Source organism: Serratia proteamaculans (genome assembly GCF_004684015.1).
GTDB classification, from domain to species: Bacteria; Pseudomonadota; Gammaproteobacteria; order Enterobacterales; family Enterobacteriaceae; genus Serratia; species Serratia proteamaculans_F.
This window is the reverse complement of the sequence record NZ_SRIA01000011.1, coordinates 35,568-51,619: the sequence shown is the minus strand read 5'-3', so window position 1 is coordinate 51,619 and position 16,052 is coordinate 35,568. Positions and strand designations below refer to the sequence as shown.

Below are 16,052 nucleotides of genomic sequence, written 5' to 3'. Positions count from 1 at the left end.
GATGACGCAAACCCAGAATCTGACGCTGAAAGAAGCCTATGAACTAGCATTGCGCGCACTACGCAGCAACGGTTTCAGTGACGAACATGCCGATGCCGTTGCGCAAAATGTGACGGCCGGTGAACGCGACGGCTGCGCCTCGCACGGACTGTACCGGGTGCTTGGCTGCGTGCGCTCGCTGCTGGCTGGCAAGGTATCCGCCGATGCACTCCCGACGCTGGTCGATCAAGCCCCGGCCATCTTGCGGGTAGATGCCCACGACGCTTTTTCGCTGCTGGCCTACCGTACCGCGCTACCGGCGTTTATCGATAAGGTACGCACTAACGGCATCGCCGCGCTGGCGATTAACCACTGCGTACATTACTCGGCGCTATGGGCCGATATCGAACCCTTGACCGATCAGGGGTTGGTGGCACTGGCCTGTACCCCCAGCCATGCCTGGGTCACGCCGGCAGGAGGAACCCGGCCGCTGTTTGGTACCAATCCGATTGCCTTCGGCTGGCCGCGTCCACAGCGACCGCCCTTTATTTTCGACATGGCCACCAGTGCGGCGGCACGCGGTGAAATCGAGCTGCATCGCCGTGCCGGTACACCATTGCCGCCGGGTTGGGGCATCGATCAACAAGGGCAACCTTCCACCGACGCGGCCAGCGTGTTGCAGGGGGCGATGCTGACCTTTGGCGGGCATAAGGGGTCGGCGCTGGCGGCGATGGTGGAGCTGATCGCCGGGCCGTTGATTGGCGATATGACCAGTAAGGAGTCGCTGGCTTACGATGGCCAGACCGGTTCCTCACCTTACGGCGGTGAGCTGATTATTGCGATGGATCCCGATCGTTTTCTGGGGGCGGACAAAGCGGCGCATTTGGCCAGGGCAGAAACCTTATTCGCGGATATGAGCGAGCAAGGGGCACGTATTCCGGGGGAACGGCGTTTTGAGCGCCGACAGTACAGTGAGCAGCACGGCATTAGCTTGCCGCAGACGCTGTATGACGAGATTGTGGCGCTCTGCTGATAACGAACCAAGCCCGCAATAATAAACTGCGGGCTTGGTTTTGATTGTTTAGACTGAGATACCCGGGCCTAGCGCACCGAGGGGCGCTCCGGCAGCTAAAGCTGCTACGACCCCTTCGGCACGCTCTCCCTAATAACGAGCTTTTGTCATTAGCCTGAGGCGGGCCTGATTTAAAAAGATTACCTGACCACCATCACCGAGATATTGGCGTGGCGCACAATGGCCGCCGCATTGGAACCCAGCAGGTAGGTTTTAACACTCGGTCGACGTGAGCCGATGATGATCAGATCGGCCTTGATTTCCTCCGCCAGCTGCAGGACCTCATCGCGCGGCGAACCAAAGCTGATGGTGTAATCCAGACGATCCAGCGGAATATCGACTTCCGACATGATTTTTTTGAGCTTATCTACCGCCTTCACTTCCGCCTGATTCTCAAACTCCTTGATACCGAAAGAATAAGCGGTAACAAATGCCGACGCATCCGGCAATGCATGGAAGAAATGCACTTTGGCCCCGGAGATTTTCGCCAGGTACTCAACATGCTCCAGCGCATGCTCGGTCAACAGATCTTCTTCAATATCTATCGGCACTAATATGGTCTTGTACATATCACATCCCTTCTATGCAACCTTGGTGCCTACAGGTTACTGCCGGGAAGGATAAGGGTGAACTGCTTTCTCGCGCTTTTGTGATCGGCGGTAAATACTGACCAGGATAATTCCTTATTTAACAAAATATAAACATCACATTTCCAACGGCTAGCCGATTAACTATTTCAAACGTGGTTAAATAAGCTGTAAATACACCGCTTTCGCCGTAGCGGCGGTTTTATTGGCCACCGAAAGCTTTTTAATCGAATTACCAATGTGGAAGTTCACCGTCCGCTCACTCAGCCCCATTAGCAGAGCAGTTTCTTCCGAGGTTTTGCCTTCGCTGCACCAGCGCAAAATATCCTTCTCACGCAGCGTCAGCACATCTTTGATCGCCTCGTCGTTTATCGATATTAATGCTTCACGCAGCGTTTTATGAACAATCTGCGCCAACCACAGAAAGAAGGTTTCGTGACGCGCGCTGGCCTGCGGCGACTGAACGGGAATACTTTTTCCGGCAAAGGTGAGGATGCCGAGTCGGCCAGAACAATCCTTGACCGACTGCGACCAGCCTTCGCGGATACCAAACTGGGCCATACGCCACCACAGCTCTGGCTTGTCCTGGTAGAAATGTTCATCCCAATAAAATTGCAGCGTGGAGTGATGGGCCTGCTCAATCACCGGATCCTGCAGGTAGACCCGCAACTTGCGGTAGCCCTCCAGATAGGATTCGGGGAAATTGCCCTCTATCAGCATTTTGGGGCGGCTGGCCGGGTAGCAGGAAAAAACCGTATAAGAAAAGTATTCAAAACCCAGCGCCTGGGCACAAGGTGCCAGTTGGCTTAAAAAAACCTCGCGGTCTGGCAGACTGATCAGTAAGGCATCCATTAAAGGCTGAAGGTGGGTGTCCATAAAACAGGTTCTCCAGAAGGCCGCACCGGGTTATCGATAAGTAAGATTAACTATAGTGGAGGGGCTGGAGCGGCAACAGCCGTTTCATAGTATAAAAAGTACCATACCTATATCAAAAACAGCTATGTCCCCCCTGGATATTAATAAACAACGTCTTTAAATGGTATTAATAGCGAAAATTACGCGAGTAACATAAAGCCGATTTATTGTAAACCTGTCACTTCTACCGTTAGACACTGGCAGCTATGCCCATTACCTTCGCCATAGGCATCGGGTGCTTTTAAAAGCCAAATAAATAATAAGCATTTGCGAGTTTCGCATGGCAGAAAAATATTCACGGGGATTTTTATGGCAGAGAATAATTCGGCAATCCATTCGGTCGCTGTTATTGGTGCCGGAACCATGGGCAGAGGTATAGCCTATCTTCTGGCGCAAAACGGCATACGAACCCTACTTTATAATCGTAGCGGTAATAATCTTAATCAGGCCAGGGACTATATTCTCCGTGACCTGGACAAGAAATTAAACAGTGGAAAAATAAGCCCACAGAAAAAAGGCGAGATATTGGCCAATCTGGTTTTCTCTCCCGTTTTCGACGCTATCGCCGACAGCGATTTGGTGCTTGAAACTATCGCGGAACATGAACCGACCAAACATGAGATCCTCTCGGCGATTGCAGCCACGGTGAAAAAAGAGGCGATTATCGCCACCAATACCTCCTCACTGTCGTTGAATAAGCTGGCGGCAGGCGTCGAAAATAACGCCCGTTTTATCGGCCTGCACTTCTTTAATCCGGCCCCGCTGATGAAACTGATCGAAATTATTCCGTCCTACTTTACCAGCCGGGCCACCAGCCTGCGTTGTCAGCAGCTGGTGACGGCGATTGGCAAACAGTTTGTGGTCTGCAAAGCCACACCGGGCTTTATCGTCAACCGGATGGCGCGACCTTTTTATCTGGAAGGGTTCCGGCTGTTGGAAGAGAACGTGGCGCTGGCACCGCAGATCGACCGTGCGCTCAAGGCCGGTGGCCACTTTCGCATGGGGCCTTTGGAGCTGACCGATTTTATCGGCCAGGATATTAACTATCAGGTCAGCAGCCAGATTTGGCAGGACATGCAGTACGACCCCCGCTATACCCCCGGCCATTTGCAACGTTCGCTGGTGGATGCCGGGCTGCTGGGGAAGAAAAACGGCCAATCCTTTTTTACCCCCTCTTCCGTCGAGCCCAGCACCGCCGATGCAGGCAGCGGTACGCTGACCTCACTGCATTTTTATGGTGAACATAGCCTGTTCGACCTGTTGCAACAGCGCGCTTTAGCGCTCTGGCCAGGGCTGCAGATTAATCGCCAGCCGGAACGGCCAAAGCTGGGCCGCTTTATCCAGGTAAATGACGCCATGGCCGTCAAAATCACCGATGGTCGCACGGCCAATCTGCTGGCTGAATTGACCGAACTCGATACCTTCGTGATCGACGCCGCGCTCAATTACGCAGATACCGCCTATCTGGTGGCTGCCCACAGCCAGGACGCCAGCACGGCCAATAAAGCGCTATTTCTGACGCTGCTGCAAACGTTGATCCCACAGGTGGAGTTTATTAAAGACTCCCCGGGCCTGATTGTCGCCCGCGTCCTGAGCAGCCTGATCAATGAGTCAGTGATTATGGTGGAGAGCGGGGTTTGCAGCCGGGCGGATATCGATACCGCCGCGGTGGCCGGGGTTAACTATGCCGATGGCATCTTTAGCTGGCTGGCACAGCTTGGGCAAAAAAACGTGAAGTCGACGCTGGACAATATGGCGCAACTGCTGCATTCCGCCCGTTATTACCCGCACTACTCTTTGCTCAATACCCCCCGGCCAGAGCTGGCCGTCGCGCCCTAAGGAATAACCATGACGATTAAAGACGATGGAGTCTATCTGATCGACGGCACGCGCACGGCCATTGGCGCCTATGGCGGTAGCCTGGCATTAACCCGCCCGGACGATATGGCAGCCTCGATTATCCGCGCGCTGCTGCAACGGTACCCTGAAACCGAACCGGATATTGATGAAGTGATCCTTGGCTGCGCCAATCAGGCCGGTGAGGACAACCGTAACGTAGCCCGGATGGCAGCCCTGCTGTCCGGCCTGGATCTGGGCGTGCCGGCGATTACCCTTAACCGGCTGTGCGCCTCCGGGCTGGATGCGGTGATCTACGCCAGCGCAAAAATAAAAAGTGGCCTCAGCGATCTGGTCTTGGCCGGTGGTGTGGAAAGCATGAGCCGCGCGCCCTACGTGATGGGCAAAAGTGAAACGCCTTTCGACAAGGGCGTCAAACTCTACGATACCACCCTGGGCTGGCGCTTTATCAATCCGCAGTTGGCACAGCGCTATGGCAGCGATCCGCTGGGCATTACGGCGGAGAACGTCGCGCAACAGTACCGGATATCCCGTGAAGATCAGGATGCTTTTGCCCTGGCCTCGCAGCAGAAGGCCTGGCGGGCGATCGACAATGGCCGTCTGGCTAAAGAGATAACCCCGCTTGAGGTGCAGGCCGACCGTAAAACCCGCAAAACCTTCGGACAGGATGAGTCCCCGCGTCAGACCACGCTGCAAAAATTACAGGCGCTGAAACCAGTATTTACCGCCGACGGCTCGGTCACCGCCGGTAACGCCTCCGGCATCAATGACGGCGCTGCGGTGCTGTTGCTGGCCAGCGGCCGCTATGTGAAACGCCAGTCGCTGCAGCCACTGGCGGAAATCGGTGACAGCGCCAGCGCTGGCGTCGCCCCATCGTTGATGGGGATCGGGCCGATCGCCGCCACCGATCGGCTGCTGGCGCGAACCGGCTTTACCCTGAACGATTTTGACGTGATTGAAATTAATGAGGCGTTTGCCGCCCAGGTGTTGGCGACACTACAAAGCTGGCGTATCGACTTCAAGGATACACGGATCAATCCCAACGGCGGAGCCATCGCCCTCGGGCATCCGCTGGGTATGTCCGGCGCACGACTGGTGCTTTCCAGCGCGCTGGAGCTGCATACCCGACAATTAAATCATGCGCTGGTGACAATGTGTGTCGGTGTCGGCCAGGGTGTTTCATTGGTCATTAAAGCCCTCTAATGCAAGGAATTCCGTATGAGCGTATTGAACATTCTTGAAGAAAAACTGGCCGAAACCAAAAAACAGGGCCGCTTCCGGGAGTTCCTCAATCTGGAACGCAGCGTACTGGATAAACCCTGGGCCACCAGCCATGGCCAGAACGGTGAACGCCGTCTGAACGTCTGGTGCTCCAATGACTATCTGGCCATGAGCCATCACCCTAAAGTTATCCTGGCCACCACCGAAGCGGTGAACCGCGTCGGGCTGGGCACCTGCGGCGCACGCAGCATTTCCGGCACTTCGGTCTATCACACTGAGCTGGAAACCCTGTTAGCCAGTGCCTACGGCAAAGAGTCGGCGCTGCTGTTCACCACCGGATTCGGTGCCAATGACGCCACCTTGTCCACCCTGTGCGATGCCATTCCCGATCTGATTGTGTTTTCCGATGAGTTGAACCACGCCTCGATGATTTACGGTATCCGTTACAGCAAGGCGGAGAAAAAAATCTTCCGCCACAATGACGTGGCCCATCTGGCCGAACTGCTGCAGGCCGCCGACCCGCATCGGCCCAAGCTGATCGCCTTCGAGTCGCTGTATTCAATGGACGGTGACTTTGCGCCGCTGGCACAAATTGTGGAACTGGCTGAGCAATATCAGGCGCTGACCTACCTGGACGAGATCCACTCCGCCGGCGTTTACGGTCATCGTGGGTTAGGCTATGCCGAGCAACTTGGCCTGTTGGACAAGATAACCATTATTCAGGGCGGCTTTGGCAAATCTTACGGGGCTGCCGGTGGCTACATCGCCGCCCCCCGCGTAGTGGTTGAAGCGGTGCGTAGCTGGTCGCCGGCGTTTGTCTTCAGCACTTCTTCCCCGGCTCCTGTAGTGGCGGCCGCGCTGGCCAGCTTCAAATACAACCTGGAGCATGACAACCAGCGCAAGCACCTGCTGGCGATTATCGACCACTTGAAATCCGGCCTGCGCGAAGCCGGTATTCCACTGGTCTCGCAGGACAGTCACATTCTGCCGGTACTGGTCGGCGATCCACACCGCAACAAGCACATCAGCAAACAACTGCTCGATGAGTACGATATTTACGTGCAGCCGGTAAACGCCCCGACGGTACCGGCCGGTAGTGAGCGTTTGCGCGTTACGCCGACCTCTGCTCATACTCATGAGGACGTGGAATATTTCCTGGCGGCGTTAAGCAAAATCTGGGACGCCAATCAGTTACGGAGAGCAGGATGAAGTTGACGGACTATAACGGCCATTTTCTTACGCTGTGTCTGATGGCGACCGGCACCTTTGCCATCGGGACTGACGCGTTTATTGTCGCCGGTATCCTCGACGAGATTTCCGGCACCTTTGCCGTCAGCCCCGCGCAAGCGGGGCAGTTAATCTCGGTATTTGCCCTGGCCTATATGCTGTTTGCCCCGCTGACCGCCTGGCTGCTGGGTAACCTCAATCGCAAACATATTTTGCAGTTGGCCCTGGTGTTATTTATCGCCGGTAATCTGCTGTGCGCCTATGCCGACAGTTTTTTGCAAATGTCTGCCGGGCGGGTGCTGGCGGCGCTGGGCGCAGCTTGCTATACGCCGCAGGCCGCGGCGGCTGCGGTTGGGCTGGTCGCAGAAAAGCGTCGCGGGTTAGCGATATCTATCGTTTACGGCGGCATGACCTTGGCTATTGCCCTCGGTATTCCCTTCGGCACCTTCCTGGCAAAGTTGATCGGTTGGCGGGAAATCTTTTTACTGATCGCCCTGTTGGGGGCGGTTTCACTGCTGGGGCTTTCGCTGGCGCTGAGCACCATCGCGGCACCGGGTAAACACACGCTGAAAGAGCGGCTTGATCCGCTGCGACAAAAAGCGGTACTGACCACCTTGTTGATCACCTTTTTCGCCGTCTGCTCCGAGCATATCGTTTACAGCTATGTGAGCGTATTGCTGAAAAACACCCAGTTTGGCCCGGAGGCTATTTTACCGATCGCGTTGCTGGTGTTCGGTATTGGCGCCGTCATCGGTAACTTCGTTTCCGGCCTGTTGACCGATACCTTCGGCAGCAAGTTTGTGCTGTTGTTTTCGGTATCGGTACAAACCGTTTCGCTGTTCCTGCTGGCCTTTTACGTCAGTTCCCCCTGGTGGGTACTGGCGATCTTTCTGGTATGGGGCATTACCGGCTGGATGTATCTGGTGCCAATCCAGCACCACCTGTTGTCGCTGTCCAAACGCTTTGGCGCGCTGACCGTTTCACTCAACAGTTCGGTGCTGTATGCCGGTATCGCGGCGGGCGGTATGCTGGGTGGCCTGACGCTGTATGCGCTGCCGGCCTTTTATCTCCCCCTGTTTTCGCTGCCGCTGGGGGCCATCGCCCTGCTGCTGACGTTGGTGTTCTTCCAGGGAGAAAAAGCCAATGAGTGACCTGCCGCTCCCGGTGCTGTATGAGCAAAATGACGGCATTGCGGTGATCGTCCTGAACCGGCCGGAAAAAAAGAACGCCATCAATCTGGCGATGGCGCAGCTGATCCAGGGTTATCTGCAACGGGCCGAACAGGATGATGCCGTTCGGGTGATAGTGCTGACCGGCCTGCCGCAGGTGTTTTCCGCCGGCATGGACATTAAGGCCTTCCAGCGGGGCGAACTGCCGGTGGTCGAACCGGGGGGATTTGCCGGCCTGGTTCATGCCCAGCTTACCAAGGTGATTATTGCCGCCGTGGATGGCATCGCCTTCGGCGGTGGTTTCGAGCTGGCGCTGGCCTGCGATCTGATCGTCGCCAACCACCGCGCACAGTTCAGTTTCCCGGAAAGCGGGTTGGGATTGATTGCCGCACAAGGAGGATGTTCACGGTTGCCGGCGCGCATTTCACCCTACATCGCTCTCGACTGGTTGCTGACCGGCCGAGTCATCAGCGCGCAGGAAGCCTGGCAACAGGGGGCCATTTCCCGCATCAGTGAGGGCAGCGCACGCGAGGAGGCGCTAACTGTCGCCCGGCAGATTGCACAAAAAAATCCGCTGGCAACTCAGGCGGTGAAAGCCATCGTCCACCAAGGTTTAAACCGGCATGAAGCCCCTTCCTTTACCTACCAGCAAAGTTGGGTGGAACGGGTGCGCCAGGCCGCGGTAAAATCCTTTTAAGAACATTCTGAGTGAATGGCAATCATTCGCAGTCTAATTTTTAATCACTACAAGACAGTGTTTGAGAAGCCATTAACCCCGCTCTGCGGGGCTTTTTTTTGCCCGCTTAGCTCTTCAACGAATCAAATGGCTGCATAAACAGGAAGGGATCGCGACAGTCACTCATCGCCAGGCATTCAGTGATTACGCGCACAGATATCAATCACGGTGCTTGAATCGCCCCTGGCATCGTGTGACTTTCTGGTTAATTGAATGTAAACCAAATGTATGCCACCGCTGAGTTTGCATAACTGCAGCGGGTATCGGCTATGTTTCGTCTCATTTTTTCGCCCTCAATGGCCTGACCATTAGGCCTTTGAACCTTTAAGCAACACCCTGAGAACCGACCGTGATTTATCCGCAGTGGCCGTGGATGTAGCAAAGATGTCGGCCTTCCGTCAGCCAAAGTCGTTCAACCCGTGAGAGGTTTAGCCCAGTGAATAATACGACCCACACCAACCCCGTGCTTAATACAGCCATCCATAAAACCTGGCGCAGATTGGTTCCTCTGATGTTCTCTCTGTATTTCATCGCCTTTATCGACCGGGTGAACGTAGGTTTTGCCAAAGATGCCATGTCGGTGGATATCGCCTTGTCACAATCCGCCTTTGCCTTGGGGGCGGGGATTTTTTTCGCGGCTTACGCCATCTTTGGTATTCCAGCCAACCTGCTGATGAACCGACTGGGGGCAAAAGTCTGGCTCAGCGCCACTACGGCAGTCTGGGGGGCGCTTTCCGCCTGTACCGGTTTTGTCACCAATGAAATGCAATTTATTGCCTTGCGGTTCCTGCTGGGACTGGCCGAAGCCGGCTTCTACCCTGGGATCCTGCTGCTTGCTTCTATTTATTTTCCCAACAAGGTACGGGCATCGGTCATCGGGATTTTTGTGCTCGGTGTTCCGGCGGCGTTAACGCTCGGTTCACCTATTTCCGGGGCGCTACTCGAAATGCATGGGATACTGGGCCAACCGGGCTGGTTCTGGATGTTTGTATTGGAGGGTTTGCCGGCCGTCGCGCTGGGAATATTTACCTATTTCTATCTTGACGATAACCCAAGCAAGGCACGTTACCTGGCCCCCGAAGAAAAACAGGCTTTGGTCACCCAACTGGCCATTGAGCAAAAAAGCACCGAGGCAAGCAGTGTGAAACAAGCGCTGAAGAATACCAAAGTCTGGCACCTGGCCTTTATTTACGGCACCATCCAGATCGGGGTGTATGGCCTGTTGTTTTTCCTGCCGTCACAGATTGCTTCGTTGATGGGCACCAATATCGGCTTTAAGGCCTCGCTGGTCGCGGCTATTCCCTGGGCCGTTTCTGCCTTTGGGGTCTATTACATCCCCCGTTATGCCGATCGCAAAACCTCCCGCCGCTTGCCCATTGCCGTTGGTTGCATGGTGATTGCCGCTCTGGGGTTGGTTATTTCCTCCTACGCCAGTCCGATAATCGCCATTGTCGCACTGTGTTTCTGCGCCGTCAGTTTCCTGGCCGTACAACCGATATTCTGGACTTTTCCGGCACAGATCCTCTCAGGCCCAGCACTGGCCGCCGGCATCGGCTTTTGTACTACGTTGGGCGCACTGTTCAGTTTCCTGGCACCGTTAATCCGCACCGAAGCAGATCTTTGGTTTAACAGTCCGCATGCCGGGCTTATCGTACTGGCCATTTTCTCTTTGCTTTGCGCCGCACTAATTTTGGCACTCAAAGGTTGGGCTGCAAACAGCGCGGTACGCGAGGTTCGGGCTAACGGATAAACCTGGACGACAGGCGACTGAAGCCCATTCAATTTAGCTTCTATTGAGGCGGTGAATGGGACACTGGTCCTCGGACATCGATTCTGAGGGCCTCCATGGAGACATTCACCACCATTATCGCCAAATACAGCCCGGAACCTGAATTTCTGTGGTTGATCATCTTTTTATTTGCGCTGGGCAAGTCAGTGATTTTCATTTCCTCGCTGCTGCCACCGGCTTCCGTCACCTTGATGCTGGGCATCGTCGCCGGTAAAACCGTGCTCCCCGACGCCCATGTCTGGGCGGCAATTACCCTGGGTGCCCTGCTCGGCTCTATCTTGTCCTTCCATTGCGGTGCGCTGTTCTGCCACGGCGGCTCACTCAAAAAGTTACCGGTCAGATTCCAGGCTCCCCTGCACCATGCAAAAACCGCGCTACAGAAGAAAGGCCTGCCGCTGCTGTTTATCTCACGTTTCTTGGCGGTGATGCGCTACACCGTGCCCTTGGTCGCCGGCATGATTGCCCTGCCGCTCAGGCAGGTTTATGGCGCCAGTGCGTTGTCCGCTGGCATTTGGGCGCTGGCCTTGATGTTGGTTAGCCGAGTGTTTTGAACCGGCAGTAATATGGCCTGGAAAATGCGGTCAATTCAATCGAAGTCCCATTATCAATTTTGCAGGAAATGGGAGGTATGGTTCGAGATAAAAGGTGCGTAGATACCTCCAACTTGCGTCAGATCACTTAACTGAATATTCACGCAGGGAGGATGCCATTTTTGTGGGGCGAGTCTCAATTAAGTATTATTCTTAAAAAAACGCGCAGAGAGAAAAATAATAACACATTGATTTTATTGATAAGTAATGATGAATGCAACTCTGTAATCAATTGGTATAACACCCAGAATGCTCATCATCTTGCCTGCGGCCCTACCCGTTGACTTATTCATCTCGTCCCCCGAAGGTCAAACGCTTACACCCATTAGTTTTTCTCATGCGGATTTTTTAACCCTCTGTTTTATCAATAAGATAAGCCGCATTAGGGCTATTAATCTGTCAAGAGCCAGAGTAATCTTCCGCCCCCAAGACGTCCGATTTGCCTCCGCTGTGTAAAGAACAATCGACTTTTATCCCTCGCATAAATGTTGTAAACATGTTGCACAAAGGTGGCGTTATTGCACTACCTTACTAAAGCCGGGATAACCGGATAATCGTATAAAAAAGAGCCACTTCAGAGCTCGCTATTTCACTCATGACAGGTAAAACAGGACATCATCAGATGGTAGATCACTCTAAAATAGCCGCAGAGGCCGCGCCAGAATCAGAAGATCATCTACGGCGAAACCTAACTAACCGACATATTCAACTGATTGCCATTGGTGGCGCTATCGGTACAGGTCTGTTTATGGGTTCCGGCAAAACCATCAGCCTGGCCGGGCCTTCGATCATCTTCGTGTATATGATCATCGGCTTTATGCTGTTCTTCGTGATGCGCGCCATGGGCGAGCTGCTGCTCTCCAATCTGGAATATAAATCCTTCAGCGATTTCGCCGCCGACCTGCTCGGCCCCTGGGCCGGCTTCTTTACCGGCTGGACCTACTGGTTCTGCTGGGTGGTCACCGGTATTGCCGACGTGGTGGCGATCACCGCCTACGCACAGTTCTGGTTCCCCGGACTGTCACAGTGGATCGCTTCGTTATTGTGTATTCTGCTGTTGCTGGGCCTGAACCTGGCGACGGTGAAGATGTTTGGTGAGATGGAGTTCTGGTTCGCGATGATCAAAATCGTCGCCATTGTCGGGCTGATCATCGCCGGGCTGGTGATGATCGCCATGCAGTTCCAGTCGCCTACCGGCACCGTCGCGTCGTTCTCACACCTGTGGAACGACGGCGGCATGTTCCCGAAAGGCATCAGCGGCTTCTTCGCCGGTTTCCAGATTGCGGTGTTCGCCTTTGTCGGCATTGAACTGGTGGGCACCACCGCGGCTGAAACCAAAGACCCGGAAAAAGTGCTACCGCGCGCGATTAACTCGATTCCTATCCGCATCATCATGTTCTACGTGTTCGCGCTGATTGTGATTATGTCGGTCACGCCATGGAGTTCCGTGGTCGCCGACAAGAGCCCGTTCGTCGAACTGTTCGTGCTGATTGGCCTGCCTGCGGCGGCCAGCGTGATCAACTTTGTGGTGCTGACCTCCGCCGCCTCTTCCGCCAACAGCGGGGTGTTTTCCACCAGCCGCATGTTGTTCGGTCTGGCACAGGAAGGCGATGCGCCCAAGTCGTTCGCCAATTTGTCCAAGCGGGCGGTACCGGCTAACGGCCTGACCTTCTCTTGTATCTGCCTGCTGGGTGGGGTAGTCCTGATTTACCTGATCCCGAACGTGATGACGGTCTTCACACTGGTGACCACCGTCTCGGCGATCCTGTTTATGTTTGTCTGGACCATCATCCTGTGTTCGTATCTGGTTTACCGTAAACAGCGCCCGGCGCTGCACCAGAAGTCGGTCTACAAGATGCCGGCCGGCAAGTTGATGTGCTGGGTTTGTATGGCGTTCTTCGCCTTTGTGTTGGTGCTGCTGACGCTGCGCGAAGACACCCGCCAGGCGCTGATCGTCACGCCGCTGTGGTTTGTGGTGCTCGGTCTGTCCTACGTGTTCCTGCGCAAAAAGAAAACCGCTTAACATTCCTCGGGGGATAGTTCGCTATCCCCCTGCTCTCATCCGCTTAGCGCGGCCGAATCCCCTCGATAATCACCCGCTGCACGTTCTCCACCGTCTGCTGAAAAAACGCCTCATCGTCCAGGGTTTTGCCGGTCACCGCCTCCACCTGCACCCAAAAATCGGCGTAGTGCTGAGTGGTTGCCCACAACATAAAGATCAGGTGGTGCGGCTCGACCGCCGCGATATGGCCTGCGGCGATCCAGCGCTCAATTATCCCGGACTTCTCGTCCACCAGCGCCTTCAACCCGCCCTGCAGCTCTTGTTTCAACAAGGGGGCGCCCTGGATCATCTCCAGACAAAACAGCCGTGATGCCTGCGGATGATGGCGGGATACCTCAAGTTTTAGTCGGATATATTCGCGGATCGCCTGCAAGGGTTCCTGATCGGCGCGCAGCGCCTTCAATGGCGCCAGCCAGACGTCGAGAATATCTTTCAGCACCGCCAGATACAGTTCTTCTTTGGAAGGGAAGTAATACAGCAGATTGGTTTTGGACACGTCGGCACGTTCTGCCACCTGGTCCAGACTGGTGCCATGAATACCGTACAGCGAGAAAAACTCCAGTGCCGCATCCAGGATAGCGCTACGTTTTGCGGCCACCGCACGCGAGCGGCGCGTAGGGGGTTTAACGGCTTGTGGCTTCACTACAGCTCCTTGGCACAACCTGATTTTGGCCAGCATAACAAAGCCATTGGGTGAAACCCACGCTTTTACCTACCCCTTCCGAGTGATTTTCTGCACCTTTAATGAGCAGTTACGCCTGTTTTTTGTGCATGCCGTTTTGACCAAATGGTCTGTTTTAGACCACTCACTCAACATGAAAATCGCGAAATAAAAACAATCCATTGATAAATAATCCATTTTAAAAACTGGCACCGCCTTTGCAAAAGCCTCCGTATCCAGCGCCGCCCGCAGAAAACATTCAGGCGACGCATGATCCGTTTCACTAGCAACCGAGGTGTTCAAATGAAAATTGGCGTATTTATCCCGATCGGCAACAACGGCTGGCTGATTTCCAGCAATGCCCCGCAGTACCAACCGACGTTTGAACTCAACAAAACCATCGTGCAGAAGGCCGAGCACTACAACTTCGATTTCGCTCTGTCGATGATCAAACTGCGCGGTTTCGGGGGCAAAACCGAATTCTGGGACCACAACCTGGAGTCCTTCACCCTGATGGCCGGGCTGGCCGCCGTCACCTCACGCATCAAGATCTACGCCACGGCGGCTACGTTGACCATGCCACCAGCAATTGTCGCCCGCATGGCCTCCACTATTGACTCCATTTCCAATGGGCGTTTTGGCCTGAATGTGGTGACCGGCTGGCAGAAGCCAGAATACGAGCAGATGGGCATGTGGCCGGGCGACGATTACTTCGGCCGTCGATACGACTATCTGGCGGAGTACGTCAATGTGTTGCGCGATCTGTGGGGCACCGGTAAATCCGATTTCAAAGGCGAGTTCTTCCAGATGGACGACTGCCGCGTCAGCCCGCAGCCACAGGCGGATATCAAGGTGATCTGCGCCGGGCAAAGTGACGCGGGCATGGCCTTCTCGGCCAAATATGCCGATTACAACTTCTGCTTCGGCAAGGGCGTCAACACGCCGACCGCCTTTGCGCCAACCGCTGCACGCTTAAAAATCGCGGCGGATAGCGAAGGCCGCAGCGTGGCCTGCTACGTGCTGTTTATGGTCATTGCCGATGAAACCGACGAGGCCGCCCGCGCCAAGTGGGAAAGCTATAAAGCAGGGGCCGATACCGAAGCCCTGGCCTGGCTGACCGAGCAAAGCGGCAAGGACACCAAATCCGGTGCCGACACCAACGTACGCCAGATGGCGGATCCCACCTCCGCCGTCAACATCAATATGGGCACGCTGGTCGGCTCCTACGCCAACGTGGCGCGCATGATGGATGAAATCGCCACCGTGCCCGGTACCGAAGGTGTGCTGCTGACCTTCGATGATTTCGTCACAGGGGTGGAAGACTTCGGCGAGCGCATCCAGCCACTGATGAAAAGCCGCGCCGACGTTTGCCCACAGACTGCCGCAAGCCGCGAGGTAGCATAATGAAAATTGTTGAAAACCAACCGGTAGTGCGCCGCCAGTCACCGCAGGCCGGGGTTACCCTCACCCTGCCCGCCCGGCCGGAGGCTATCGCCTTTGCGCCGCAGGAAACCGCCTTGATCGTGGTCGATATGCAAAATGCCTATGCTTCGCAGGGCGGCTATCTGGATCTGGCCGGGTTTGATGTCTCGGCCACCGCCCCGGTGATCGCCAACATCAAACGTGCCATCAGCGCTGCCCGTGCCGCCGGTATCAAGGTGATTTTTTTCCAAAACGGCTGGGACAACCAGTACGTCGAAGCCGGTGGCCAGGGCTCCCCCAACTGGCATAAATCCAACGCGCTGAAAACCATGCGTAAACGCCCGGAACTGATGGGCAAGCTGCTGGCCAAGGGCGACTGGGATTACGATCTGGTGGACGAACTGCAACCGCAGCCCGGCGATATTCTGATCCCGAAACCGCGCTACAGCGGCTTTTTCAACACTCAGCTCGACAGCCTGCTGCGCTCTTACGGCATTCATCACCTGGTGTTTACCGGCATTGCCACCAACGTCTGTGTGGAATCCACGCTGCGTGATGGCTTTTTCCTCGAGTATTTCGGCATCGTGCTGGCCGACGCCACTCACCAGGCCGGCCCGCCGTTCGCCCAGCAGGCGGCGCTGTACAATATCGAAACCTTCTTTGGCTGGGTGTCGGACGTCGACAGTTTCTGCGATGTGCTCACCGCCCCACTCAGCCAGACGGCATGAGTTTTGCTCACCTTTAACCAAAATTTAATTTTCTCCA

At 55.2% G+C, this 16,052-nt stretch carries 14 protein-coding genes; 11 read left to right on the top strand and 3 right to left on the bottom strand.

Annotated features, from left to right (window positions below):
* Position 1: 1 nt before the first annotated feature.
* The gene (locus E5C26_RS09180; RefSeq protein ID WP_135316022.1) at positions 2–1,012 is read left to right on the top strand and encodes an Ldh family oxidoreductase; all 1,011 of its coding nucleotides are present in this window, start codon (positions 2–4) and stop codon (positions 1,010–1,012) included.
* A 179-nt stretch (positions 1,013–1,191) separates the two neighbouring features.
* Here E5C26_RS09180 and E5C26_RS09175 read toward each other — a convergent pair whose 3' ends face one another.
* A complete protein-coding gene (locus tag E5C26_RS09175; protein ID WP_135316021.1) occupies positions 1,192–1,620 on the bottom strand; it encodes a universal stress protein in 429 nt (142 codons plus the stop codon).
* A 177-nt stretch (positions 1,621–1,797) separates the two neighbouring features.
* A complete protein-coding gene (locus E5C26_RS09170; RefSeq protein ID WP_135316020.1) occupies positions 1,798–2,514 on the bottom strand; it encodes an autoinducer binding domain-containing protein in 717 nt (238 codons plus the stop codon).
* 348 nt (positions 2,515–2,862) lie between these two features.
* Between E5C26_RS09170 and E5C26_RS09165 the strand changes: the two genes are divergently transcribed.
* The 8 genes from E5C26_RS09165 to cycA all read left to right on the top strand — a co-directional run bounded on the left by E5C26_RS09165 (position 2,863) and on the right by cycA (position 13,165).
* Entirely contained in the window at positions 2,863–4,392 is a 1,530-nt protein-coding gene (locus E5C26_RS09165; protein ID WP_135316019.1) for a 3-hydroxyacyl-CoA dehydrogenase NAD-binding domain-containing protein, read from the top strand.
* Positions 4,393–4,401: 9 nt separating this feature from the next.
* On the top strand, positions 4,402–5,613 hold the full coding sequence (locus E5C26_RS09160) for an acetyl-CoA C-acyltransferase (RefSeq protein WP_135316018.1): 1,212 nt from the start codon (positions 4,402–4,404) through the stop codon (positions 5,611–5,613).
* Between the two features lie 15 nt (positions 5,614–5,628).
* Positions 5,629–6,840, top strand: coding sequence for a 5-aminolevulinate synthase (gene hemA, locus E5C26_RS09155; protein ID WP_135316017.1), 1,212 nt, complete (start codon positions 5,629–5,631; stop codon positions 6,838–6,840).
* Complete coding sequence (locus E5C26_RS09150; RefSeq protein WP_135316016.1) at positions 6,837–8,009, top strand: MFS transporter; 1,173 nt, start codon at positions 6,837–6,839, stop codon at positions 8,007–8,009. Before hemA ends, E5C26_RS09150 begins: the two co-directional genes overlap by 4 nt.
* A complete protein-coding gene (locus E5C26_RS09145) occupies positions 8,002–8,724 on the top strand; it encodes an enoyl-CoA hydratase-related protein (RefSeq protein ID WP_135316015.1) in 723 nt (240 codons plus the stop codon). The genes E5C26_RS09150 and E5C26_RS09145 overlap by 8 nt, the downstream gene beginning before the upstream one ends.
* A 550-nt stretch (positions 8,725–9,274) precedes the next feature.
* Positions 9,275–10,513: an MFS transporter gene (locus tag E5C26_RS09140; protein ID WP_409513903.1), complete on the top strand. Its 1,239-nt coding sequence runs from the start codon at positions 9,275–9,277 to the stop codon at positions 10,511–10,513.
* Between the two features lie 95 nt (positions 10,514–10,608).
* Complete coding sequence (locus E5C26_RS09135) at positions 10,609–11,103, top strand: DedA family protein (RefSeq protein ID WP_135316013.1); 495 nt, start codon at positions 10,609–10,611, stop codon at positions 11,101–11,103.
* A gap of 661 nt (positions 11,104–11,764) precedes the next feature.
* Complete coding sequence (cycA, locus tag E5C26_RS09130) at positions 11,765–13,165, top strand: D-serine/D-alanine/glycine transporter (protein WP_135316012.1); 1,401 nt, start codon at positions 11,765–11,767, stop codon at positions 13,163–13,165.
* Between the two features lie 43 nt (positions 13,166–13,208).
* Here the strand turns inward: cycA and rutR are convergent, their stop codons facing one another.
* The gene (gene rutR / locus E5C26_RS09125; RefSeq protein WP_135316011.1) at positions 13,209–13,883 is read right to left on the bottom strand and encodes an HTH-type transcriptional regulator RutR; all 675 of its coding nucleotides are present in this window, start codon (positions 13,881–13,883) and stop codon (positions 13,209–13,211) included.
* Between the two features lie 285 nt (positions 13,884–14,168).
* Between rutR and rutA the strand changes: the two genes are divergently transcribed.
* The gene (gene rutA / locus E5C26_RS09120) at positions 14,169–15,269 is read left to right on the top strand and encodes a pyrimidine utilization protein A (RefSeq protein WP_135316010.1); all 1,101 of its coding nucleotides are present in this window, start codon (positions 14,169–14,171) and stop codon (positions 15,267–15,269) included.
* On the top strand, positions 15,269–16,015 hold the full coding sequence (gene rutB / locus E5C26_RS09115; protein WP_135316009.1) for a pyrimidine utilization protein B: 747 nt from the start codon (positions 15,269–15,271) through the stop codon (positions 16,013–16,015). The genes rutA and rutB overlap by 1 nt, the downstream gene beginning before the upstream one ends.
* Positions 16,016–16,052: the final 37 nt, after the last annotated feature.